22 protein-coding genes and 1 pseudogene are annotated in these 22,542 nt (G+C 74.3%); 16 read left to right on the forward strand and 7 right to left on the reverse strand.

Annotation, left to right across the window (positions count from 1 at the left end; all coding sequences use genetic code 11):
* The first annotated feature begins 3 nt into the window (after window positions 1–3).
* A complete protein-coding gene (gene tsaE, locus O2W15_RS12330; protein WP_269162957.1) occupies window positions 4–447 on the forward strand; it encodes a tRNA (adenosine(37)-N6)-threonylcarbamoyltransferase complex ATPase subunit type 1 TsaE in 444 nt (147 codons plus the stop codon).
* 3 nt (window positions 448–450) lie between these two features.
* On the opposite strand, the gene O2W15_RS12335 is transcribed toward tsaE, so the two are convergent.
* Window positions 451–1,131, reverse strand: coding sequence for an alpha/beta hydrolase (locus O2W15_RS12335; protein ID WP_269179622.1), 681 nt, complete (start codon window positions 1,129–1,131; stop codon window positions 451–453).
* A gap of 119 nt (window positions 1,132–1,250) precedes the next feature.
* Between O2W15_RS12335 and tsaB the strand changes: the two genes are divergently transcribed.
* The 3 genes from tsaB to tsaD are packed head-to-tail and all read left to right on the forward strand — an operon-like array spanning window position 1,251 to window position 3,402.
* Complete coding sequence (tsaB, locus tag O2W15_RS12340) at window positions 1,251–1,913, forward strand: tRNA (adenosine(37)-N6)-threonylcarbamoyltransferase complex dimerization subunit type 1 TsaB (protein ID WP_269179623.1); 663 nt, start codon at window positions 1,251–1,253, stop codon at window positions 1,911–1,913.
* The gene (gene rimI / locus O2W15_RS12345) at window positions 1,910–2,371 is read left to right on the forward strand and encodes a ribosomal protein S18-alanine N-acetyltransferase (protein WP_269179624.1); all 462 of its coding nucleotides are present in this window, start codon (window positions 1,910–1,912) and stop codon (window positions 2,369–2,371) included. The genes tsaB and rimI overlap by 4 nt, the downstream gene beginning before the upstream one ends.
* On the forward strand, window positions 2,368–3,402 hold the full coding sequence (gene tsaD, locus O2W15_RS12350; protein WP_269179625.1) for a tRNA (adenosine(37)-N6)-threonylcarbamoyltransferase complex transferase subunit TsaD: 1,035 nt from the start codon (window positions 2,368–2,370) through the stop codon (window positions 3,400–3,402). The genes rimI and tsaD overlap by 4 nt, the downstream gene beginning before the upstream one ends.
* 28 nt (window positions 3,403–3,430) lie before the next feature.
* Here the strand turns inward: tsaD and O2W15_RS12355 are convergent, their stop codons facing one another.
* Window positions 3,431–4,678, reverse strand: a complete 1,248-nt coding sequence (locus O2W15_RS12355) for a class I SAM-dependent methyltransferase (RefSeq protein WP_269179626.1) — start codon at window positions 4,676–4,678, stop codon at window positions 3,431–3,433.
* 191 nt (window positions 4,679–4,869) lie between these two features.
* On the opposite strand from O2W15_RS12355, the gene groES reads away from it, so the two are divergent.
* From groES to O2W15_RS12370, 3 genes are all read left to right on the forward strand, one after another.
* Window positions 4,870–5,178 (forward strand): co-chaperone GroES, encoded by a 309-nt coding sequence (gene groES, locus O2W15_RS12360; protein ID WP_036334331.1) that lies wholly within the window; start codon window positions 4,870–4,872, stop codon window positions 5,176–5,178.
* Between the two features lie 114 nt (window positions 5,179–5,292).
* A complete protein-coding gene (gene groL, locus O2W15_RS12365) occupies window positions 5,293–6,933 on the forward strand; it encodes a chaperonin GroEL (protein ID WP_269179627.1) in 1,641 nt (546 codons plus the stop codon).
* Window positions 6,934–7,086: 153 nt separating this feature from the next.
* Window positions 7,087–8,691 carry a GGDEF domain-containing protein gene (locus tag O2W15_RS12370; RefSeq protein ID WP_269179628.1) on the forward strand — a complete coding sequence of 535 codons (1,605 nt, stop codon included), beginning with the start codon at window positions 7,087–7,089 and terminating at the stop codon, window positions 8,689–8,691.
* Window positions 8,692–8,785: 94 nt separating this feature from the next.
* Here O2W15_RS12370 and O2W15_RS12375 read toward each other — a convergent pair whose 3' ends face one another.
* Window positions 8,786–9,085, reverse strand: coding sequence for a WhiB family transcriptional regulator (locus O2W15_RS12375; protein ID WP_036334333.1), 300 nt, complete (start codon window positions 9,083–9,085; stop codon window positions 8,786–8,788).
* A gap of 368 nt (window positions 9,086–9,453) precedes the next feature.
* Here O2W15_RS12375 and O2W15_RS12380 point away from each other — a divergent pair, with 368 nt between their 5' ends.
* From O2W15_RS12380 to O2W15_RS12385, 3 genes and pseudogenes are all read left to right on the forward strand, one after another.
* Window positions 9,454–10,212: a response regulator transcription factor gene (locus O2W15_RS12380; protein ID WP_269162965.1), complete on the forward strand. Its 759-nt coding sequence runs from the start codon at window positions 9,454–9,456 to the stop codon at window positions 10,210–10,212.
* Between the two features lie 203 nt (window positions 10,213–10,415).
* Window positions 10,416–10,520 (forward strand): annotated as a pseudogene (locus tag O2W15_RS24060) (hypothetical protein); the annotation flags it as partial.
* Between the two features lie 485 nt (window positions 10,521–11,005).
* Window positions 11,006–11,431 (forward strand): hypothetical protein, encoded by a 426-nt coding sequence (locus O2W15_RS12385; protein ID WP_269179629.1) that lies wholly within the window; start codon window positions 11,006–11,008, stop codon window positions 11,429–11,431.
* A 77-nt stretch (window positions 11,432–11,508) separates the two neighbouring features.
* Here the strand turns inward: O2W15_RS12385 and O2W15_RS12390 are convergent, their stop codons facing one another.
* Window positions 11,509–11,943 (reverse strand): DUF5319 family protein, encoded by a 435-nt coding sequence (locus O2W15_RS12390; RefSeq protein WP_269162967.1) that lies wholly within the window; start codon window positions 11,941–11,943, stop codon window positions 11,509–11,511.
* 190 nt (window positions 11,944–12,133) lie between these two features.
* Between O2W15_RS12390 and guaB the strand changes: the two genes are divergently transcribed.
* The 4 genes from guaB to O2W15_RS12410 all read left to right on the forward strand — a co-directional run bounded on the left by guaB (window position 12,134) and on the right by O2W15_RS12410 (window position 17,807).
* Entirely contained in the window at window positions 12,134–13,654 is a 1,521-nt protein-coding gene (gene guaB / locus O2W15_RS12395) for an IMP dehydrogenase (protein WP_269162968.1), read from the forward strand.
* A 4-nt stretch (window positions 13,655–13,658) separates the two neighbouring features.
* Window positions 13,659–14,828 carry a GuaB3 family IMP dehydrogenase-related protein gene (locus O2W15_RS12400; RefSeq protein WP_269162969.1) on the forward strand — a complete coding sequence of 390 codons (1,170 nt, stop codon included), beginning with the start codon at window positions 13,659–13,661 and terminating at the stop codon, window positions 14,826–14,828.
* 8 nt (window positions 14,829–14,836) lie between these two features.
* Window positions 14,837–16,432, forward strand: a complete 1,596-nt coding sequence (gene guaA, locus O2W15_RS12405; protein ID WP_269179630.1) for a glutamine-hydrolyzing GMP synthase — start codon at window positions 14,837–14,839, stop codon at window positions 16,430–16,432.
* A 355-nt stretch (window positions 16,433–16,787) separates the two neighbouring features.
* Window positions 16,788–17,807, forward strand: coding sequence for a sodium:calcium antiporter (locus O2W15_RS12410; protein ID WP_269162971.1), 1,020 nt, complete (start codon window positions 16,788–16,790; stop codon window positions 17,805–17,807).
* Window positions 17,808–17,852: 45 nt separating this feature from the next.
* Here the strand turns inward: O2W15_RS12410 and O2W15_RS12415 are convergent, their stop codons facing one another.
* Entirely contained in the window at window positions 17,853–18,137 is a 285-nt protein-coding gene (locus O2W15_RS12415; protein ID WP_269179631.1) for a hypothetical protein, read from the reverse strand.
* Window positions 18,130–19,065: a PspC domain-containing protein gene (locus O2W15_RS12420; protein WP_269179632.1), complete on the reverse strand. Its 936-nt coding sequence runs from the start codon at window positions 19,063–19,065 to the stop codon at window positions 18,130–18,132. Before O2W15_RS12420 ends, O2W15_RS12415 begins: the two co-directional genes overlap by 8 nt.
* Window positions 19,066–19,199: 134 nt before the next feature.
* Here O2W15_RS12420 and O2W15_RS12425 point away from each other — a divergent pair, with 134 nt between their 5' ends.
* The gene (locus O2W15_RS12425; protein WP_269162974.1) at window positions 19,200–20,438 is read left to right on the forward strand and encodes an ATP-binding protein; all 1,239 of its coding nucleotides are present in this window, start codon (window positions 19,200–19,202) and stop codon (window positions 20,436–20,438) included.
* Entirely contained in the window at window positions 20,435–21,094 is a 660-nt protein-coding gene (locus O2W15_RS12430) for a response regulator (RefSeq protein ID WP_269162975.1), read from the forward strand. The genes O2W15_RS12425 and O2W15_RS12430 overlap by 4 nt, the downstream gene beginning before the upstream one ends.
* Before the next feature lie 49 nt (window positions 21,095–21,143).
* On the opposite strand, the gene O2W15_RS12435 is transcribed toward O2W15_RS12430, so the two are convergent.
* Entirely contained in the window at window positions 21,144–22,514 is a 1,371-nt protein-coding gene (locus O2W15_RS12435) for an acetamidase/formamidase family protein (protein WP_269179633.1), read from the reverse strand.
* Between the last annotated feature and the right edge of the window lie 28 nt (window positions 22,515–22,542).

The following is a 22,542-nucleotide window of genomic DNA, read 5'->3' on the forward strand; positions in this document are numbered from 1 at the left end:
CGCGTGCACGAGCTGCCCACCGTCGCCGACACGCAGACGTTCGGCCGCGAGCTGGCCGGGCTGCTCCGGGCCGGTGACCTGGTCGTGCTGGCCGGGCCGCTGGGTGCGGGGAAGACCGCGCTGACCCAGGGGATCGGCGCCGGCCTCGGGGTGCCGGGCCCGGTGACCTCACCGACGTTCGTGCTGGCCCGGGTGCACCGCGGCGGACGCGTCCCGCTGGTGCACGTCGACGCCTACCGGCTGGCCGGCATGGCCGACGTCGACGACCTGGACCTGGACGCCACCACCGACGAGGCGGTCACCGTCGTCGAGTGGGGCCACGGCCTGGTCGAGCAGCTGGTCGACGAGCACCTGGTGGTCGAGCTCGACCGGCGGGACGACGACGTCCGCACCGTCCGGCTGGTGCCCGTCGGCCCGGGCTGGGAGCAGCGGCTCACCGACGCCTGAGCGTCAGCCGGCCCGCTCGACGATCGGGCGCAGCAGGGCAGCCAGCTCCGCCGGCGCGGCCAGGAACGGCGAGTGGCCGGTGTCCAGCCGGAGCACGGTGCCGGCGCGGGAGGACATCGCCTCCTGGGCGGCCATCGGGATGGCCTGGTCCTGCTCGCAGACGACGTAGGTGCTCGGCAGCTCGGTCCAGGCGGCGCGGCTCAGCGGCTGGGTGAGCGCGGCCGTGGACTGCAGCTGCAGTTCCGCCACCGCCTGCCGGGTGAGCTCGGGGGAGACCCCGTTGTAGAAGACCTCCTCGGGCGCGGTGGCCCGCACGTGCGTCGGGTGCAGCTCCTGCCAGGACGGGACCTGACCGCCCAGGCTGCTCACCAGCGAGTCGCCCACGTCGAGCTGGAAGGCGCACAGGTAGACCAGGTGCGCCACGCCCAGCTCCGCGCTGGCCGCCTCGCTGATCGGGATCCCGCCGTAGGAGTGCCCCACCAGGACGACGGGCCCGTCGACCCCGGCGAGCGCGTCACGGACGGCCGCGGCGTCGGCGGTGAGGTCGCCGAGCGACTGCGGGTCGGTGCCGGAGCTGGGCAGCGCGACGCGGACGACGTCGACGCCGGGCAGGTGGTCGACCAGCGGCTGCCAGCACCACGGGGTGTGCCAGGCGCCGTGGACCAGGACCAGGGTGGCGGGCATGCGGGTTCCTCGTCGTCGGGGGAGGCGGGCCCGCGCAGTCGATCAACAGCCTGCCTCGGGCGCAACCACCCGGCCGCTGCCGACGGCGGGCCGGGGAGCGGCATCTACCCTCGACGGTCGTGCTCGTCCTCGCGCTCGACACCGCCACCCCGACCCTCGTCGTCGGGCTGGCCGAGGTCACCTCCGCCCGGGTCGACGGTGCGCAGCTGCTCCCCGCCCAGCGCACCGTCGCGGTGCTCGCCGAACGGGCCCTCCCGTCGGGGAACCGGCATGCCGAGCTGCTCACCCCGGCGATCCGCGAGGTGCTGGCCGAGGCCGGCGTGCCGATGCGTCGGGTGGACGCGTTCGTGGTGGGGCTGGGGCCGGGCCCGTTCACCGGGCTGCGGGTCGGGGTGGTCACCGCCGCCGCCCTGGGTGATGCGATCGGGACGACGGTCTACGGGGTCTGCTCGCTGGACGCGGTCGGCGACGGCGCCCGCTCGGTGGTCACCGACGCCCGGCGCAAGGAGGTCCACTGGGCCACCTACGACGACGCCGGGGCGCGGCTGACCGGCCCCGGCGTCGACCGGCCGGAGGAGGCCCCGGTCACCGACCCGGTCGTCGGGGACGTCCGGTTCGCCGAGCGGCTGGGCCGGGAGGTGGTCGCCGCCGAGGTCACCACCGCCGGGCTGCTGCGCGCGGCGTTGCCGCTGTTCGACCGGCCGCCGGCACCGCTGGAGCCGCTGTACCTGCGCCGTCCCGACGCGGTGCCGTCGGTGACCCGCAAGCCGGTGAGCCAGTGAGCGTGCGGCTGCGCGACATGACCGTCGCCGACCTGCCCCGGGTGATGGAGCTGGAGGAGGAGCTCTTCGCGCCGGACACCTGGACCGAGTGGATGTACCGGGACGAGCTCGCCCGTCCCGACACCCGGCACTACCTGGTCGCCATCGATGCCGATGCCGACGGCGACGCCGTGCTCGGTTACGCCGGGCTGATCGCCTACCCCTACGAGGCGCACATCGCGACCATCGGGGTCACCGGCACGCGGCAGCACGAGGGGATCGGGGCGCTGCTGCTGGACGCCCTGCTCGCCGAGGCGGACGGGCGACCCACCCCGGTGCTGCTGGAGGTCCGCGAGGACGACGAGGCGACCCAGGCGTTCTACCGCCGGCGCGGGTTCGCCGAGATCGGCCGCCGCCCGAACTACTACCCGCTCAGTGGGAAGGACGCCGTCGTGATGCTGCGGGAGGCACGGCGATGAGCCAGCCGCTGGTCCTGGGGTTCGAGACCTCGTGCGACGAGACCGGGATCGGGCTGGTGCGCGGGCAGACGCTGCTGTCCGACGCGCTGGCCACGTCCATGGCCGAGCACGAGCGCTTCGGCGGGGTGGTCCCGGAGATCGCCAGCCGGGCGCACCTGGAGGCGATGGTCCCGACCGTGCACCGGTCGCTGGCCGACGCCGGGGTGACCCTGCGCGACGTCGACGCGATCGCGGTCACCGCCGGCCCGGGGCTGACCGGTGCGCTGCTGGTGGGCGTGGCCGCGGCCAAGGCCTACGCGCTCGCCCTCGACGTCCCGCTGTACGGGGTGAACCACCTGGCCGCCCATGTCGCCGTCGACGAGCTCGAGCACGGCCGGCTCGCCGAGCCCTCGATCGCGCTGCTCGTCTCCGGCGGGCACAGCTCCCTGCTGCTGGTGCCCGACCTCGCCCAGGACGTGCAGGAGCTGGGCCGGACGATCGACGACGCCGCGGGGGAGGCCTTCGACAAGGTCGCCCGGGTGCTCGACCTGCCGTTCCCCGGCGGCCCGCCGATCGACCGCGCCGCCCGGGAGGGCGACCCGCGGGCGATCGCCTTCCCGCGCGGGCTCACCGGTCCCCGGGACGCGACCTACGACTTCTCCTTCTCCGGCCTGAAGACGGCGGTGGCCCGGTGGGTGGAGGGCCGGCAGCGGGCCGGGGAGCCGGTGTCGGTCGCCGACGTCTCGGCGTCCTTCCAGGAGGCGGTGGTCGACGTGCTGACCGCCAAGGCGGTGCGGGCCTGCCGCGACCACGGGGTCGACCACCTGGTCATCGGCGGCGGCGTGGCGGCCAACTCCCGGCTGCGCGCCCTGGCCCAGGAGCGCTGCGACGCCGCCGGGATCGTGCTGCGCACCCCGAGCCCGCGGCTGTGCACCGACAACGGCGCGATGGTGGCCGCGCTCGGCTCGCGGCTGGTCGAGGCGGGCGTGCCGGCGGCGCCGATCGACCTGGGCGCCGACAGCTCCATGCCGATCGACCTCATCTCCCGCTGAACCACCAGACTGGCCATTGTGGTGGGACCTAGGGGGCCGCGCAGACCAGCACGGTGGGGGCGCCGGCGACGCGGGTGACGACGACGACCGCGCTGCCCTCGCCGGGGCCGCGCAGCTGGCGGGCCAGCGCCTCGGGCTCGATCGGCGACCCCCGCTTCTTCACCACGACCCGGCCGACGCCGCGGGCGCGCAGCAGCGCCTTGAGCTTCTTCAGGTTGAACGGCAGCACGTCGGTCACCCGGTAGGAGCTCACCCACGGGGAGTCCGCGGCCGCGTCGGAGGTCAGGTAGGCGATCGTCGGGTCGATCAGGGTCGCGTCCAGCTCGGCCGCGGCGAGGGCGATCAGACCGGAGCGGATCACCGCGGGGTCGGGCTCGTGCAGCCAGCCGCGGACCGGGCCCGGCTCGGCATCACCCGGGTCGGTGTCGGCGGTCAGCTCGTGCAGCACGCCGTCCCGGCCGACGACGGTGGCCCGGCGCCAGGTGCGCGACGGCGCCCGCCCCCACAGCAGCGCCTCGACGATCGACCCGCCCAGCGACACCCACTCGGCCTCCACCCCGGCGGGCACCCGGTCGTGGTCCAGCCCGGGCGCCACCTTGACCAGGCAGGTCGGGGCGGTGTCGAGCAGGGCCTGCACCGTCGACCACGGCGGGGACCAGCGGTCGGGGTCGAGCTGACGGCGTCCGCCGGCCCGCCGGGCGGGGTCCAGGACGGCGGCGTCGCAGCCGGCCACCCGGCCCCCGGTCGCGGCGGCCACCAGGTCGACCGCGTCGGCCGCGCGGACCTCGACCCCGCGAAGCCCCGCCGCCGCGGCGTTGAGCCGGGTGAGCTCGCGGGCGACCGGGTCCAGGTCGACGGCGACCACGGCGGCGCCGGCCCGGGCCAGCGCGATCGTGTCGGTGCCGGCGGCGCAGCCGAGGTCGACCACGGACCGGGCGCCGTCGGCCAGCAGCCGGGCGGCCCGCCGGTCGGCGAGGAGCGGGCGGCCGGCCTGCTCCAGCGCGTCGGCGGTGAAGAAGAAGCGGTCGGCGTCGGCGCCGAAGGCCGGCCGGGCCCGCTCCCGCTGCCGGGCGATGCCCCAGGCCGGGCCGGCCAGCTCCACCCCCACCTCGGACCGCAGCCGGGTCAGCGCGGTGACCGCGTCGGCGCGTTCGGCCAGCAGCTCCCGCGCGCGGGTCAGCGCGGCCGCGCCGGCCGGGGTCGCGAGCGCCGCCAGCTGGCGCACCGTCTCCGCGGCCTGCCCGTCGGTCTGGTCGTCGTGGGGGTCGCCGGACACGGGCACAGCGTGGCGCATCGCCGTCCCCACCTGGGCGGGACCCCGGTTGAGTGGCTGGCACTCACATGGGTAGAGTGCCAATCGACACGGGCCGGGCCCCGACCCCCGCGACGGCGAGGCCCAGCCCCCGTGCCACAGCATCAGCACCATCCATTCGAGAGCCCGTCCGACACCGAAGGGGGCGTCACGACGTGACGACCGCTACCAAGGTCAACATCAAGCCGCTCGAGGACCGCGTGGTGGTCCAGGCCAATGAGGCCGAGACCACCACCGCCTCTGGCCTGGTCATCCCGGACACCGCCAAGGAGAAGCCCCAGGAGGGCACCGTCGTCGCTGTCGGCCCCGGCCGCGTCGACGACAACGGCAACCGGGTCCCGCTCGACGTGAACGTCGGCGACGTGGTCATCTACTCGAAGTACGGCGGCACCGAGGTGCGCTACGGCGGCGAGGACTACCTCGTGCTGTCCGCGCGCGACCTGCTCGCCGTCGTGGAGAAGTGACCACACTCCTCCGCTAGACCAGCACGACACCGCCCCGGCGACCCGAACCACCGGGTCCCGGGGCGGTCGTCGTCTGCCCCCGTTCTCCTCCGCACCACCTGAGAGAGGTCTGGCATGGCCAAGATCATCCTGTTCGACGAGGACGCCCGTCGCGCCCTCGAGCGTGGCGTCGACAAGCTCGCCAACGCCGTCAAGGTCACCCTCGGCCCCCGTGGCCGCAACGTGGTCATCAACAAGAACTTCGGCGCCCCGACGATCACCAACGACGGCGTGACCATCGCCCGGGAGATCGACCTCGAGGACCCGTACGAGAACCTCGGCGCCCAGCTCGCCAAGAACGTCGCCACCAAGACCAACGACGTCGCCGGTGACGGCACCACCACCGCCACCGTGCTCGCCCAGGCCCTCGTGCACGAGGGTCTGCGCAACGTCGCCGCCGGGGCCAACCCGATGAGCCTGGGCCGCGGCATGCGCGCCGCCGTCGACGCGGTCTCCGCCGCCCTCGACGCCGTCGCCATCCCCGTCGACGACCGCAAGGCCATCGCCGGGGTCGCCACCGTCTCCGCCCAGGACGCCGAGGTCGGCGAGCTGATCGGCGAGGCGATGGAGCGGGTCGGCAAGGACGGCGTCATCACCGTCGAAGAGGCCAACGGGATGACCACCGACCTGGACGTCACCGAGGGCGTGCAGTTCGACAAGGGCTACCTGTCGCCGTACTTCGTCACCGACAACGAGTCGATGGAGGCCGTCCTCGAGGACGCCCTCGTCCTCATGGTCAGCGGCAAGGTCAGCGCCCTGGCCGACCTGCTGCCGCTGCTGGAGAAGGTGCTGGCGACCGGCAGTCGCCCGCTGCTGATCGTGGCCGAGGACGTCGAGGGCGAGGCGCTGTCCACCCTGGTCGTCAACTCCATCCGCAAGACCGTCAAGGTCGTCGCGGTGAAGTCGCCCTACTTCGGCGACCGGCGCAAGGCGTTCATGACCGACCTCGCCATCGTCACCGGTGGCCAGGTCGTCAGCGAGGACGTCGGCCTGTCCCTGGACGGCGTCGGCCTCGAGGTGCTGGGCACCGCGCGCCGGGTGACCGTCACCAAGGACGACACCACGATCGTCGACGGCGGCGGCACCTCCGGCGCCGTGGCCGACCGGGTCGCCCAGATCCGCAAGGAGATCGAGGCGACCGACTCCGACTGGGACCGCGAGAAGCTGCAGGAGCGGCTGGCCAAGCTGGCCGGCGGCATCGCGGTCATCCGGGTCGGTGCTGCGACCGAGGTCGAGATGAAGGAGCGCAAGCACCGCATCGAGGACGCGATCGCCGCCACCCGCGCTGCGGTGGAGGAGGGCGTCGTCCCCGGCGGTGGCTCCGCGCTGGTGCACGCCGCCACGGCGATCGACGACCTGGAGCTGACCGGCGACGAGCTGATCGGCGCCCGGTCGGTGCGCAAGGCGATCGACTCCCCGCTGGCGCTGATCGCCTCCAACGCCGGGTTCGAGGGGCCGGTCGTCGTCGGCCGGGTCCGTGAGCTGGGCATCGGCCAGGGCTTCAACGCCGCCACCGGCGAGTACGGCGACCTGGCCGCCCAGGGCGTCATCGACCCGGTCAAGGTCACCAAGGCGGCGCTCTCGCACGCCGCCTCGATCGCGGCGATGGTGCTCACCACCGACTCCGCGATCGTGGAGAAGCCCGCCGAGCAGGAGTCCGACGGCGCCGGGCACCACACGCACGGGCACTCGCACGGCCACGGGCACAGCCACTGAGCTGAGCGCGACCGGCTGACACCCGCCCCCGTTCCCGTCTGGGAGCGGGGGCGGACCCGTTCGTGGTCGCGGGCGCACCACCCATGAGGGTCAGTCCACCGAGACAGGGGCTCAACGTGCCGTTCGCGCCGTCGATGGGGTGGGGTGCAGGACGTGGGAGTCGGTGAGTGGGCGGTGGCCCGCCCGGATCCGGCGACCCCTGAGGACGCCGTCGAGCTGGCGGCTGCCCTCGACCGACTGGAGGCGCTGTCCCGCTTCGACGTCGACGGCATCGGCGACCGGGCGCAGCAGGCCGAGGACGCCGCCCGCGCGCTGGGCGCACCCGAGCTGGAGCTGCGTGCCCGGCTGGTGCTGGCCGACCTGGCCCGACGGCGCGGCGACGTGGCCGAGGCCGGCCGGATCGCCCGCGAGGTGCAGCGCTGGGCCACCGACGCGAACGCCCGGCACCTGCTGTCCCGCAGCCACTTCCTGCTGGCGGCCGTCCTGCAGGAGCTGGGCGACCTCTCACTCGCCCTGGAGCACGCCGTCCAGTCGGTGCACCTGCTCGGGGACGAGGACCCGCCGGTGCAGCGGATCGACCACCTCGCCCGGATGGCCGACTGCCAGGGCCTGCAGGGTGACGAGGGGGCCCGGGAGCGCTATGCGGAGGTGTTCGGTCTCGCCGAGCAGCTCGGCGACGTGGACCGCCAGTTGCTGATCCTGAACAACTGGGCCTACGTGGAGACGATCGCCGGCCGGTACGAGGGCGCACTGGGCCTGAGCACGCAGCTGCAGGCCCTCGCCGAACGGCACGGGGTGCCGTTGCACGTCGGGCGGCTGGACACCATCGCCCGTGCCCTCCTGGGCCTGGGCCGGCTGGAGGAGGCGGAGCACGCGCTCGCGCCGGGGACCGAGTCCGGGGCGCTGGACGCCTCGCCGGACGGGGACGCCGGCGCCGACTTCCTGCTGACCCTGGCCGAGGTGCGCCGCCGGCGGGGGCACGTGGCGGGCGCCCAGGAGGTGCTGGACGAGTGCGTGCGCCGGTGCGAGCAGCACGGGCTGACCGCCATCCGGGTGCGCGCCCGGCGGGAGCAGGCCGAGCTGCACGCAGCGGGTGCGGACTACAAGGCGGCGTTCGAGGAGCACCAGCTCTACAGCCAGGCGGCGCTGGACCTCCAGTCCGCGCAACGCGACGCCCGGGCCCGGGCACTGCAGGCGATGTACGAGGCGACCGAGGCGCGGCGGCAGAGCCGGCGCTACCGCGAGCTCTCGCTGCGCGACCCGCTGACCGGCCTGTACAACCGCCGCTTCGTCGACGACCAGCTGCCGCAGTTGCTGGACCGGGCGAGCGCGACCACCGAGATCGTCTCCGTGGCGCTGGTCGACCTGGACCACTTCAAGCGGATCAACGACACGTGGTCGCACGACGTCGGTGACCAGGTGCTCCGCGCGGTGGCGGCGAGACTCGAGGTCGCGGCGTCGGGCGGTGCCGTGCCGGGTGGCTTCGTCGCGCGCATGGGGGGCGAGGAGTTCCTGCTGGTGCTCGTCGGCGGGGACCTGCCGCGCGCCGTCCGGCAGCTGGACGACCTGCGCCGGGCGGTTGCCGCCCACCCCTGGGCCGAGCTGGCCGACGGACTCACGGTGACCCTCAGTGCCGGGGTGGCGACCACGGCCGGGGGCGCGCGGACGGCGCCCGCCGACCTGCTCAGCCGCGCCGACGAGCACCTGTACGAGGCCAAGACCCGGGGACGGGACCGCGTCGTCAGCGAGCTGGGGTGAGCAGGTCCCGAACAGCCGAGAGGGCCGGTCCGACGTGTTCGTCGGACCGGCCCTCTCGGCATCTCGTCAGCGGGGGAGGCCTCCCGCGGACGGATCAGACCGCAGCGGCGATGGCGGCGGGCTCGGCGGCGATCAGCCGCGCGCGCTCCTCCTCGCTCATGCCGCCCCAGACCCCGTAGGGCTCGCGGACGGACAGGGCGTGCTGGAGGCAGGACTCGATGACCGGGCAACGTCCGCAGACGGCCTTGGCAGCGGCCTGGCGGCGCGCACGGGCCGGCCCGCGCTCACCGTCGGGGTGGAAGAAGAGCGAGGTGCTCTCGCCCCGGCAGGAACCGTGCAGCTGCCAGTCCCAGACCTCGGCCACGGGGTTGGGCAGTCGGCGGATGTCAGCCATTGGACCTCCTCGGCTCGGTGCACCGGGGGGTCTGCCCGGTCGCTTCCGGGCCGATGCCCGCTGCCGACGAGCCGCAAACACGACCGATCGCGTTCGTCGTGCGAGATCGGCCGAGTTGTGCTTCGGCCGTCGCGCACTCACAGGTCGTCACCCGCGGGGGTGACGGCCACTGTCGCCGCACTACCCACAGGATCAAGGTGATCACAGTGAGTGCCGACCACCAGGGTGGGGGACACCCCGACACCCGTCCGGGAGACCGGAGGTGCCGGCGCTCCCGGGAGCGGGGGGACCACCCCGCTCCGGCCACCCGCCCGGGCGACGCCCGGTCGGTACGCCGCCGGCTCCGACCGGCGCAGACGGGAGCAGTCGTGATCGAGGACAGGACGCGGGGCAACGGCAGCGGTGGATCCGTCGTCTGGGTGTTCGACGAGCGTCGCCGGGTCCGGGACGACGTCGCCGGCCGGCTGCTCGCCCTGCCGTTCGTCAGCCGCGTCGAGGCCGTCGCCGACCCGGCGTCGCTGATGGCCCGGCTGGACAACCGCGTGCCCGACGTCCTGCTCGTCGGCACGCAGCGGGCGACCGACAGCGGGCTGTCCGTGGCCACCCAGGTCCTGCGCACGCACCCGGCGCTGCCGGTGCTCATGCTCGGGGCACCGGACGACGCGGAGACCGTGCGCGCCGCGGTGTCCCTCGGCGCCCGCGGGTACCTCCGCTGGGACGCCAGCCCGCTCGAGCTCGGGCTGGGCCTGTCCCGTACCGGCATGCGCCCTGACGGCGGGCGCCTGCCCCACCAGCTGGCCCCTGCGCCACGCAGCCCCCAGCAGGCGGGCGTGTTCGCCGGCGCACCCGCCGGCTCGGGCTGGGGTGGTGCCAGCCCGCTGGCCGGCCTGGCCCCGACCACGGTGCGCTCCACCGTGCCCGAGACGCCGCAGGTCGCCCTGTCCGCGCGGGAGATGCAGGTGCTCACCGGGATGAGCCAGGGCAAGAGCAACGCCCAGATCGGCCGGGAGCTCTACCTGTCCGAGGACACGATCAAGACCCACGCGCGGCGGCTGTTCCGCAAGCTGGGTGTCAAGGACCGCGCCGAGGCCGTGGCCACCGGCTTCCGCCGCGGGATGATGCACTGAGCTGACCGGGCCAGACACGCCTGAGCGCGGGCCTCGGCCGCCTGACCGACCGGTGAGCCGGGGCGTGCAGCGGCCGAACGGTCGCTGAGGTGGCTCTACCGGACGAGGCATGGCCGTGCCGGCCGTCGTCCACCGGACGACGGCCAGTCCACGGTGTCGCCTGACGCGGTCCGGGAGGACGTCGGTCCGCCGACGATCGACCTGTGCCTCCCCAGCTGCCTGGCCCGGTCCGTGTCGCCGCCAACGCTCGGAGCGGCCTGTTCAGCAGTGCCGAGCTGACGGCGGCCGGCGTCACCGAGCGGGAGGTCCGTACCGCGGTCCGGTCCGGCGCATGGGTCCGGCTGCGTCGTGGCCTGTTCGTCACCGCGGACGACCTGACGGCGGCGGACGCAGCCGGACGGCGCCACGAGTTCGACGCACTGGTCGTGACCACGGCGTTGGCCCGGCCGACTGCGGCGTTGAGCCACGCGACCGCGGCCCGGCTGTGGGGTCTGCCGCTGCCCACCGGCCTGTCCCCGGACGTCCGGCTGACCGACCCCCTCCGTTGGCGCACCGGCCCGGGCTACGTGATGGCGAAGGCGCAGCTCCCGGACGACGAGGTCACCGTCCGCGGCCAGTTCCGGCTCATGACCCCCGCGCGGACCCTGGTCGACACCGCACGGGAGTGGCCGGAGCTGCCGGCGGTCGCGGCGCTGGACGCAGCACTCCTGCGCGGCCTGGTCACCACGGAGCAGTTGCAGGCGACCTCGATCGTCACCGGTTCGCTCCCCGTGCTCCGCTGGCCGTCCGGGCGGTGGCCGCGGCGGACGGGAGGGCCGAGACGTGGCTGGAGACGAAGGGGCGGCTGCGCTTCCGCGCTGCTGGACTGCCGCCCTACCTGCCGCAGGTGGAGCTGTGGATCGACGGTCGGTTGGTCAAGGTCGTGGACGGTTGGTACGAGGACGCCGCCGTGGCCGTGGAGTTCGACGGCCGGGTCGAGTACGTCCGGCCCGCGTGCGGAGGCCGCCCCGAAGACGTGCTCTTCGACGAGAAGCGACGGGAGGACCTGGTGCGGGCGACCGGGATCCGGTTCGTCCGGCTCGTCGACGAGGACCTCGGCCCGGGCTGGACGGCGGTGGAGCGGCGAGTGCTCCGCGAGCTCGAGGTCCCGGGCCCGGCCGAGCGGCTCTTCCGTGCGGTGCCGCGCGACGTGGGGCGGGTGCGCGCCTCGCTGGGGTGAGCCGCCTGGCCGACCGGTGGACCGCGTCGCTCAGCGGGTCACCGGTCGACGAGACGGCTCAGCCTCCGGGGCCTCCGTCAGTCGTCGCGGGCGTGCCGGCCGCCGGTGCCGTGCCGGCCGGTGGGCTCCTCGCGCTCGGCCAGGGCGGCGACCCCGTCGGCGTAGCCGCTGGCGTAGTCCCAGCTGACGTAGTCGTCGGGGTCGGGGTCGAACGGCGGCTCGTGCCGGCCGGTCTGCCCCTCGTCGAGCAGCTGGCGCAGGTTCGCCTGCATCAGCGCCCAGTCGACGTGGTGCTCCTCGTCGCAGTCGGGGCAGTCCACGACGATGCCCTTGACCCCGGTGGGCTCCAGCAGCGTGCGGAAGACCTCCAGCTCGGCCAGGTCGTCGAGCACCCCGGCCCGTTCCTCCATGGTCAGCGGTGGCTGCACCGAGTGGTCACCGGAACCGAGCTCGCCCCCGAAGTCCGGGTCGCGATCCGGGGTCGCGCCGAATGCGTCGTCCCACGCGTCCACGTGTCCTCCTCACCGGCCAGGGCCGGCATCCTCGGTCACTGCTGGTCAGCCAGCAGTCGGCCGGGCACGCCCGGCCGCCGGACCACGGTAGCGGGGCGAGGGAGCCCTCCGGTGCTCCGCCTAGCATGTGAGGGGATCCCGTGCGCCTGGCGAGGCGCTCCCACCGAAGAAGTCGAGAGGGTGGCGGCACATGCAGCCCGACGAGCGCATCCCTGAACTGCCGGCCAAGTTCGCCCCGCTGGGGCTGACCTACGACGACGTCCTGCTGGTCCCCGGGGCCTCGGACATCGTGCCCACCGACGTGGACACCAGCAGCCGGCTGACCCGCGGCATCCGGCTCGCCATCCCGCTGGTCTCCTCCGCGATGGACACCGTCACCGAGTCGCGGATGGCGATCGCCATGGCCCGTGCCGGTGGCATCGGGGTCCTGCACCGCAACCTCGCCGCCGAGGACCAGGCCGGCCAGGTCGACCTGGTCAAGCGCTCCGAGGCCGGCATGGTCACCAACCCGGTCACCTGCTCCCCGGAGAACACCCTCGCCGAGGTCGACGCGCTGTCGGCGCGCTACCGGATCTCCGGGGCCCCGGTCGTCGACGCCGACGGCGTGCTGGTCGGCATGGTCACCAACCGCGACATGCGCTTCGAGACCGACCAGCACCAGCTGGTGCGCGACGTGATGACGCCGCTGCCGCTGGTCACCGCCCCGGTGGGCGTCGACCCGGATCGGGCGCTGGCGCTGCTCAAGCAGCACAAGATCGAGAAGCTGCCGCTGGTGGACGACGCCGGCCGGCTGCGCGGGCTGATCACCGTCAAGGACTTCGTCAAGCGCGACCAGTACCCGAACGCCACCAAGGACGTCGGCGGCCGGCTGACCGTCGGTGCCGCCCTCGGCGTGGGCGAGGACGCCTACAAGCGGGCCGGCCTGCTCGTGGACGCCGGGGTCGACGTGCTCGTCGTCGACACCGCCCACGGCCACCAGCGCGCCGTGCTGGACATGGTCGCCCGGGTGAAGAAGGAGTTCGCGAACGTCGGCCACGGCGTGCAGGTGGTCGGCGGCAACGTCGCCACCCGCGCCGGCGCGCAGGCGCTGATCGACGCCGGGGTCGACGCGGTCAAGGTCGGCGTCGGGCCGGGCTCGATCTGCACCACCCGCGTGGTGGCCGGGGTCGGCGTCCCGCAGGTCACCGCCATCTACGAGGCCGCGCTCGCCGCCCGCCCGGCCGGGGTGCCGGTCATCGCCGACGGCGGGCTGCAGTACTCCGGTGACATCGTCAAGGCGCTGGTCGCCGGCGCGGACACCGTCATGATCGGCGGCCTGTTCGCCGGGGTCGAGGAGGCCCCGGGGGAGCTGGTCTTCATGAACGGCAAGCAGTACAAGACCTACCGCGGCATGGGCTCCCTCGGCGCGATGCAGAAGCGCGGCAACCAGTCCTTCAGCCGGGACCGCTACTTCGCCGACGACGTCCTCTCCGACGACAAGCTCGTGCCCGAGGGGATCGAGGGCCAGGTGCCCTACCGCGGGCCGCTGTCCGGGGTCGCCCACCAGCTGGTCGGCGGCCTCCGTGCCGGCATGGGCTACGCGGGTGCGGCCACCGTCGCCGACCTGCAGGAGCGCGGCCAGCTGACCCGGATCACCTCCGCCGGGCTCACCGAGAGCCACCCGCACGACATCCAGATGACCGTCGAAGCCCCCAACTACCGAGGCCGCTGACCCCATGCCAGTACGTGACAACGTCGAGATCGGCCTGAACCGCTTCGCCCGCCGGGGCTACGACCTGGACGAGGTGTCGATCGTCCCTTCCCGGCGCACCCGGGACCACGACGACGTCTCCACCGCCTGGCAGATCGACGCCTTCCGGTTCGAGATCCCGCTCGTCACCAGCCCCAGCGACGCGGTGGTCAGCCCGGAGACCGCGGTCGCGGTCGGTCAGGCCGGCGGGCTGGGTGTGCTCAACGCCGAGGGCCTGTGGGCCCGGTACGACGACCCGACCGACGTCTACCGCCGGCTGCGCGACGCCGCCGGGGCCGACAGCGGCCCGCCGACCGCGCTGCTGCAGGAGGTCTACGCCGAGCCGGTCAAGCCGGACCTGATCGCCGCCCGGATCAAGGAGGTGCGGGACGCCGGGGTGACCACGGCGGTGCGCGTCTCCCCGCAGCACACCGTGGCGCTCGCCCCGACCGTGCTCGCCGCCGGGGTCGACCTGCTGGTCATCCAGGGCACGATCGTCTCCGCCGAGCACGTGACCACCACCGGGGAGGCGCTGAACCTCAAGGAGTTCATCGCCGACCTCGACGTCCCGGTGATCGTCGGCGGCGCGGCGGACTACCAGACCGCGCTGCACCTGATGCGCACCGGCGCCGCCGGCGTGATCGTCGGCGTGGGGGCCGACAGCTGGTCCACCGCCGACGCCGTGATGGGCATCCGCGTCCCGCTGGCCAGCGCGATCGCCGACGCAGCGGCGGCCCGCCGCGACTACCTCGACGAGACCGGTGGCCGGTACGTGCACGTCATCGCCAACGGCCGGATCGAGACCAGCGGCGCCATCGCCCGGGCGCTGGCCTGTGGTGCCGACGCCGTCCAGCTCGGGGAGCCGCTGCGCACCGCCGCGGAGGCGCCGGCCGGCGGCGTGTGGTGGGACTCCGTGGCCGCGCACCCGCGGCTGCCCCGCGGCGGCACGTCCGCACCGGCGACGGCCCGCGGCTCGCTGGAGGAGGTGCTGCTCGGCCCGGCCACCGCCGCCGACGGGCGCACCAACCTCTTCGGTGCCCTGCGCCGCACCATGGCCAAGACCGGCTACCGGGATCTCAAGGAGTTCCAGCGGGTCGACCTGGTGATCGGTGGCAACGGCGAGACCGCGGCCGGTCCCGGCCACCTGGTGGGCTGACGCCCCCGATGAGCAGCCCCACCACCAGCAGCCCGGCCACGATGGACTTCCCGACCGTGCTGGTCGTCGACTTCGGTGCCCAGTACGCCCAGCTGATCGCCCGCCGGATCCGGGAGGCCGGGGTCTACTCCGAGCTCGTCGGCTCCGACGTGCCGGTCGCCGAGCTGCTGGCCCGCAAGCCGGCGGCGATCGTGCTCTCCGGCGGGCCCTCCAGCGTCTACGCCGAGGACGCCCCGAAGGTCGACCCGGCCGTCTTCGAGGCGGGGGTGCCGGCCTTCGGCATCTGCTACGGCTTCCAGGCGATGGCCGCCAGCCTCGGCGGCACCGTGGCCCGCACCGGCGACCGGGAGTACGGCGGTACCCCGCTGACCGTGACCACCCCCGGTCAGCTGTTCGGCGAGCTGCCGAACGAGCAGTCGGTGTGGATGAGCCACGGCGACGCGGTCAGCGCCGCGCCGCCCGGGTTCACCGTCACCGCCACCAGCACCGGCGCCCCGGTCGCGGCCTTCGAGGACGTCGACCGGCGGCTGGCCGGCGTGCAGTTCCACCCCGAGGTGAAGAACACCCCGCACGGGCAGACGGTGCTCGAGCACTTCCTGTTCGACATCGCCGGCCTGGAGCCGAGCTGGACGATGGCCAACGTCGTCGACGAGCAGGTGGCGTCGATCCGCGCCCAGATCGGCGACCGGCGGGCCATCTGCGGGCTCTCCGGTGGGGTCGACTCCGCGGTCGCCGCGGCGCTGGTCCAGCGGGCCATCGGGGACCGGCTCACCTGCGTCTACGTCGACCACGGGCTGATGCGGGAGGGCGAGACCGAGCAGATCGAACGGGACTTCGTCGCCGTCACCGGAGCCGACCTGCGCGTCGTCGACGCCAGCGAGCAGTTCCTCGCCGCGCTGGCCGGGGTCAGCGACCCGGAGACGAAGCGGAAGATCATCGGCCGGGAGTTCATCCGGGTCTTCGAGCAGGCTGCCCTCGACGTGATCGCCGACGCCAAGGAGCACGGCGAGACCGTCGACTTCCTGGTGCAGGGCACCCTCTACCCCGACGTGGTGGAGTCCGGTGGCGGCACCGGGACGGCGAACATCAAGAGCCACCACAACGTCGGCGGGCTGCCCGAGGACCTCACCTTCACCCTGGTCGAGCCGCTGCGCACGCTGTTCAAGGACGAGGTGCGCGAGGTCGGCCGGCAGCTGGGCCTGCCCGACACCCTGGTGCAGCGCCAGCCCTTCCCCGGCCCGGGCCTGGGCATCCGGATCATCGGCGAGGTCACCCGCGACCGGCTGGACGTACTGCGCCAGGCCGACGCGATCGCCCGCGAGGAGCTCACCGCGGCGCACCTGGACACCGAGATCTGGCAGTGCCCGGTGGTGCTGCTGGCCGACGTCCGCAGCGTGGGCGTGCAGGGCGACGGGCGCACCTACGGCCACCCCGTGGTGCTGCGCCCGGTGTCCAGCGAGGACGCGATGACCGCGGACTGGACCCGGCTGCCCTACGACGTGCTGGCGAAGATCTCCACCCGGATCACCAACGAGGTGGCCGAGGTCAACCGGGTCGTGCTCGACGTGACGAGCAAGCCGCCGGGCACCATCGAGTGGGAATAAGGACCCCCTCCTCCCCACCCTTCGCAGGCTCAGGGCGGGCCCCTGGAGGGGGCCTGACCGGCCCTCGCCGGCGCTCGGGCCGGGCACCAGTGCCGAGCGGCTGACCTCCGACCCTCACCACCCCTCGCAGGCTCAGGGCGGGCCCCTGGAAGGGGCCTGACCGGCCCTCGCCGGCGCTCGGGCCGGGCACCAGTTCCGAGAGACTGACCCGGGCCGTCACCTCTTCCGGACGCCGCTGCGCAGGTCGGGCGGGGCGCTCCGGCACGTCACCTGTTCGGGGGCGCCGAGTGGCGGGGCCCGGGCCCTCATGATCAGGTTGTCGGCGATCTGATCGACCACGCGAGGAGGTACCGGAGTGACCGCCGGGGTGTGGCCACTCTGGCCGAGCGCGCTGGCCCTCGTCGCCATGGCGGCGGTGATCGTCTTCGCCGGCATCCGGCTGACCCGCGCCGCCGACGAGCTCGCCGACCGGACCGGGCTGGGCGACGCGATCGGTGGCGCCCTGCTGCTCGGTGCGGTCACCTCCCTGCCGGGCATCGTGACCACCGCGACGGGCGCGCTGGAGGGCGATCCCGGGTTCGGCCTGGCCAACCCGATCGGCGGGGTCGCGGTGCAGACGGTCTGGCTGGCCATCGCCGACCTGGTCTACCGCCGGGCCAACCTCGAGCACGCCGCCGCCTCACTGGAGAACGTGCTGCAGGCGCTGCTCCTGGTCGGGATGCTGTCCCTGCCGGTGGTCGCCTACGCCACCCCCACGTTGCAGTGGGGCTGGATCCACCCGGTGACCCTGCTCATCCCGCTGCTCTACGGCTACGGGCTGGTCCTGCTCCGGCGGATGCACGACCACCCCATGTGGCAACCCATCCAGACCTCGGCCACGGTCGAGGACGTCGAACCCGACGGCACCGACGCCTCGACCCGTCGGCTGTGGGGCCGGCTCGCGTCGCTGGCGCTGGTCGTCGGCGTCGCCGGCTGGGTGATCGGCCAGGCAGGACTGGGTGTCGTCCAGGCGACCGGGCTGCCCAGCGGCGTCGTCGGCTTCACCCTGACCACGGCGGTCACCTCGCTGCCCGAGCTCGTCGTGCTGATCACCGCGGTGCGGATGGGGGCGCTGACCCTGGGCATCGGCAACATCATCGGCGGGAACGTCTTCGACACCCTGATGATCCCGGTGGCCGACATCGCCTACCTGGAGGGGCCGGTCTACCGCGACGCCGGTGAGATCAGCCTGGTCCTGCTCGGCGGCACGATCCTGATGACCGTCGTGCTGGCGACCGGGCTGGTGATGCGCGAGCGCAAGGGGATCGGCTTCGAGGGCATCCTGCTGCCGCTGATCTACCTCGGCACCGTGGCCCTGGCGGTCATCACGCGCTGAGTGGCCGGGGCCGGGGGCGTCCCCCGGGCCCGGCCACCGCTGATCTCAGCCCCGGCGGCGGGCCTTGCGCCACTCGTTGACCAGCAGCGCGACCCCGGCCCCGACCAGGATGACCCAGGCGATGCCGCCGCCGAACCAGGCGAGGTCCAGGTCCACCCCGGCCATCAGCAGCACCGCCACCAGGATGAACAGCACCCCGGCCACCAGTGCCCCCGGGTCGATGTCGCGTCGGCGGTCGGAGGAGTCGCTGGGGGAGTCGGTGGAGCTGCCGGTCGTGCCCTGTGGGAACACCTCGGTGTCCTGCCGTCCGTAGGGGTCGTGCTCAGCCACGGGACACCTCCACGTCGCCCAGTCCGGAGTCGATCATGATCTCGAACTCCGGCTCGGAGTCCCCGGACCACTCGTCCGTCCCCACACCGGGGAAGAAGCCGCTCGTCACGCTGTCGCCGAACAGGTCGGTCTCGCCGATCCCCTGGACGACGTCCAGCTCCACGTCGGCGGAGAAGGGCACGATCACCTCGATGTCGCCGATCCCGGACTCGATCCGGGTGGTGATCGGGGAGTCCAGGTCGTCGAGGTCGACGTCGCGCAGGTCCAGCAGCAGGTCGCCGGCGCCGTTCTCGTAGTCCGACTGCACGGCGGCGGCCGACGTCGGCCGCCAGGTGCGGTCGCCCATCCCGCCGGACGGGACGTCGACGGTCGAGGCGATCGCCAGCGCCACGGAGAGCACCAGGCCCAGCCCGATGAGCCCGCCCTTGGCGCCCCGGCCGATCCCGGTCAGCGCGCCGACCACCAGGCCGACGCCGACGACGAGGAGGGCGATGCCCAGGACGCCGCGGGCGCCCAGCTCCACGTCGGTGAACTGGTCCAGCAGCACCGCGATGCCGGCGATGATCAGCAGCGCCGCGACCGTCACGCCGGGCACCGGCGAACGCGGGCCGGTGCGGGCCCGGTCCGGGACACCGGGCTGGCCGGGCGGCGCCGCGGGGGCGGCCGGCATGAGCAGCCACAGCAGCACGTAGATGATCAGGCCGCTGCCGCCGGCGAGGGTCAGCGCGATGGCGCCCACCCGCCACAGCAGGGCGTCCACACCGGTGTAGTCGGCCAGGCCGCCGGCGACGCCGCCGATCACCCGGTCCGTGCGGCTGCGGCGCAGCGGCGGACGCGCCACCGGGCCCGGTGGCGGCGGAGGCGGCCACGAGCCCGGTGGCTGCTCGGCCGCCGGGGGCGGGGCGGAGGGAGGGAGTGCTGAGGTCATGCCACGAGCCTGCCGACTCCGATCGCCTCGCGGTATCAGGGAACCCCCTGGACCGACCCTGATCCGCGACGGTCGCCCTGCCTCCGGGTGATCACCGGTGTGCGTGGCGCGGGGACGGTGACACCATCGGTGTCGTGACCACCAGCACCGCGCCGACGGCCGGGCATCCCGCCCCGGCCGCGGCTCGGCTCCCCGACGGCCGCCCGGCCCGTCCCCCGCTGGCGCGGCCGGCCGGCGACCGGCTGCTGGCCGGGGTGGTCGCCGGCACCGCCGCACACCTGCGCCTGGACCCGCTCGTGGTGCGGGTCGTCGTGGTCGGGCTGGCGTTCACCGGGGTCGGCGTCGTCGCCTATGCGCTGCTCTGGCTGACCATGCCGGTCGCCGACCCGTCCGGGGAGGACGACCCGACTGCCGTGATCGGGCAGCGCCCCAGCCGCCGCCAGATGATCCTGCTGGCGCTGCTGTCCTTCGTCGTCTTCGGGCTGGTCTCCCAGCTGCTCACCTTCGGCGGCTACGACGTCGTCCTGCCGCTGGTGCTCGCCGGGATCGGGCTGGCGCTGATCTGGCGGCAGACCGAGACCGACGCCTCGCTCTCCCGAAGCGCCAGTCGCTGGGGGCTGGCCGCCGGCGTCGTCGTCGGCGTGGTCGGGGTGGTGCTGCTGCTGGCCACCACCGGGCAGCTGGCCAACGCGCGCAACGGCTTCACCGCCACCGTGGTGATCCTGGTCGGCCTGACGCTGGCGACCGCCCCGCTGTGGCGCCGGCTGCTGGACCAGCGCGCGACCGAGCGGGCTGCCCGGATCCGCTCCGAGGAGCGTGCCGCGGTCGCCGCCCACCTGCACGACTCGGTGCTGCAGACCCTCGCGCTGATCCAGCGGCACGCGGCCGACCCCACGGTGGTGAACCGCCTGGCCCGCAGCCAGGAGCGGGAGCTGCGGGCCTGGCTGTACGAGCCGACCGTCGCCACCGGCGGCACCTGGGCCGGGCTGGTCGCCCGGCTGGTGGCCGAGGTGGAGGCCGACCACGCCGTCACCGTCGAGCCCGTCGTCGTCGGTGACCTGCCCGTCGACGACGCGGTCGCCACTCTCGGCCAGGCCGCCCGGGAGGCGGTGGTCAACGCGGCGAAGCACTCGGGGGCGTCGTCGGTCTCGCTGTACAGCGAGGTGACGCCGGGCTCGGTGACGGTCTTCGTCCGGGACCGCGGGACCGGGTTCGACCCCGCCGCCGTGCCGGGCGACCGGCGCGGACTGCGCGACTCGGTGGTGGGGCGGCTGACCCGGCTGGACGGCACGGCGACGGTGCGGTCCGCGCCGGGAGAGGGGACCGAGGTGGAGCTCTGCCTCCCACGTGCGCAGATGGAGGCGTCGCTGTGAACCGCACCCGGGTCTTCCTCGTCGACGACCACGCGATGGTCCGCGCCGGCGTGCGCGCCGAGCTGGGCGAGGAGGTCGAGGTGGTCGGCGAGGCAGCCGACGTCCCGACCGCGGTGACCGGCATCCGGGCCAGCACACCGGACGTCGTCCTGCTCGACGTGCACCTGCCCGGCGGGGGTGGCCACGCCGTCCTCGAGTCGCTGCGCACGGAGCTGCCCGAGACCCGGTGGCTGGCGCTGTCGGTCTCCGACGCCGCCGAGGACGTCATCGCCGTCATCCGGGCCGGGGCCCGCGGGTACGTCACCAAGACGATCTCCGGGGTCGACCTGCGCGACGCGGTGCGCCGGGTCGCCGAGGACGACGTCGTCTTCAGCCCCCGGCTGGCCGGCTTCGTGCTGGACGCCTTCTCCGCCGGCCCCGCCGCACCGGTCCCCGCCGAGGACCCGGCCACCGACCCGGGCCTGGACCTGCTGTCGGCGCGCGAGCGTGAGGTGATGCAGCTGCTGGCCCGCGGCTACACCTACCGCGAGATCGGCGGGCGGCTGTTCATCTCGGTGAAGACGGTGGAGTCGCACGCCTCCAACGTGCTGCGCAAGCTGCAGCTGTCCAACCGCAACGAGCTCACCCGCTGGGCGGCCACGAACCGCCTGCTGTGAGGCCCCGCCCCGCGGCTCGCCCCCGGGCGCGCGAGGACGGGGGCCTCCGTCAGCGGAAGTGGCTCTTCTGGATCACGCCGTGCACCCCGACGGTGCGGTCCACCACCTGGGACACCTCGAAGTCCGCGGCCGCCGACAGGTAGGCGTAGGCGACCGCCCGGTCCATGCCGAGGTCGTGCTGCAGGAAGTCCAGCGCGTTGACCACGGCCCGCCGGCTGGCGACGTCCAGGTCACTGCCCTGCCCGTTGCGGGAACCGTCGGGGTCGGAGAGGCCGATCGGCACCCAGGCGTCCGGCGTCTCCCCGAAGGGGTACCGGAAGGCGACCGACGGCGCGTCGCCGGACCCCGGGCGGCAGACGGTGAGCCGGTAGGTGATCCGGAGCGACCCCTCCATCGCGGTGAGGGCCACCTCGCCGTTGCCCATCGACATGTGCGGGTCGCCGGTGGAGAACAGGGCGCCCTCGGCGACCACCGGCACGTAGAAGGCGGACCCGACGTTGAGGTGCTTCACGTCGATGTTGCCGCCGCCGACGGTCGGCGGGATCGAGTTCACCAACGGGTCGTTGAGCTGCGGGGCGTCGCCGACCGTGGCGACCGCCATCAGCCCGGCGAAGGGGTCCAGCGGCCAGCTGACCTCGCCGCTCGTGCCCACCGGGAGGTGGGCGGTGGGGATGCCGCGACGTCCCAGGCGGACCGGGGTGAAGACCGAGACGTTGCCGTACTGGGCCGGGTCCCCGGTGGCACGGCCGTCCGGCGTCTGCGGCATCGTCTCGGCGGGGCTGATCCCGGCGTCGGGGGAGAACTGGACGGCGAGCGCGCCCTTGCCGTGCCGGCTGGAGATGACGCCGTACGGCACCCGGGGCCAGGCCGACAACGGCTCGATCTTCAGCACGTCACCGGGGGCCGCTCCCTCGACGTACACCGGGCCGGTGACCACGTGCGGGCCGTCGACGTCGAAGTCCCGCGGGTGCCGGCCGTAACCGGCCGCGATGGCGACGGCGTCGTCCAGCACGTGCTCGCGGGGGACTCCCTGGGCGGCGAACCACGCCGCCGGGTCGCGGCCCTGGTCCTCCAGCAGCCCCTCGTGGCTCACCGTGTCGATGGTGATCGTCTGCCCGGAACGCATCCGGGCGACCGGTGCGTCGGTGGTGCGGGGCAGGTAGCCCCAGTAGACCTCGTCGACGCGGGAGGGCAGGTACACGTCCCCGTCGATGGGGCCGGTGCCCGGCTGGAGGACCTGCCGGGGCAGCTTGCCCCGGTACCGCCCGGTCGCGGCGGCCGGCGATGCCGTGGCGACGCCGCTGGCCATGACGGCGCTCGTGGCGAGAGCGGCCTGGACGAAGGCGCGGCGGCCGAGCCCGCGCTCCAGCAGTGCGGCGGCGGTCGCCGGCTCCGGTTGCTCGTGGGGTGCGTCGGTCATCGTGTTCTCCCGGTGCCGGAGGGGGCGG

Source organism: Modestobacter sp. VKM Ac-2979 (genome assembly GCF_026967995.1).
Lineage (GTDB): Bacteria > Actinomycetota > Actinomycetes > Mycobacteriales > Geodermatophilaceae > Modestobacter.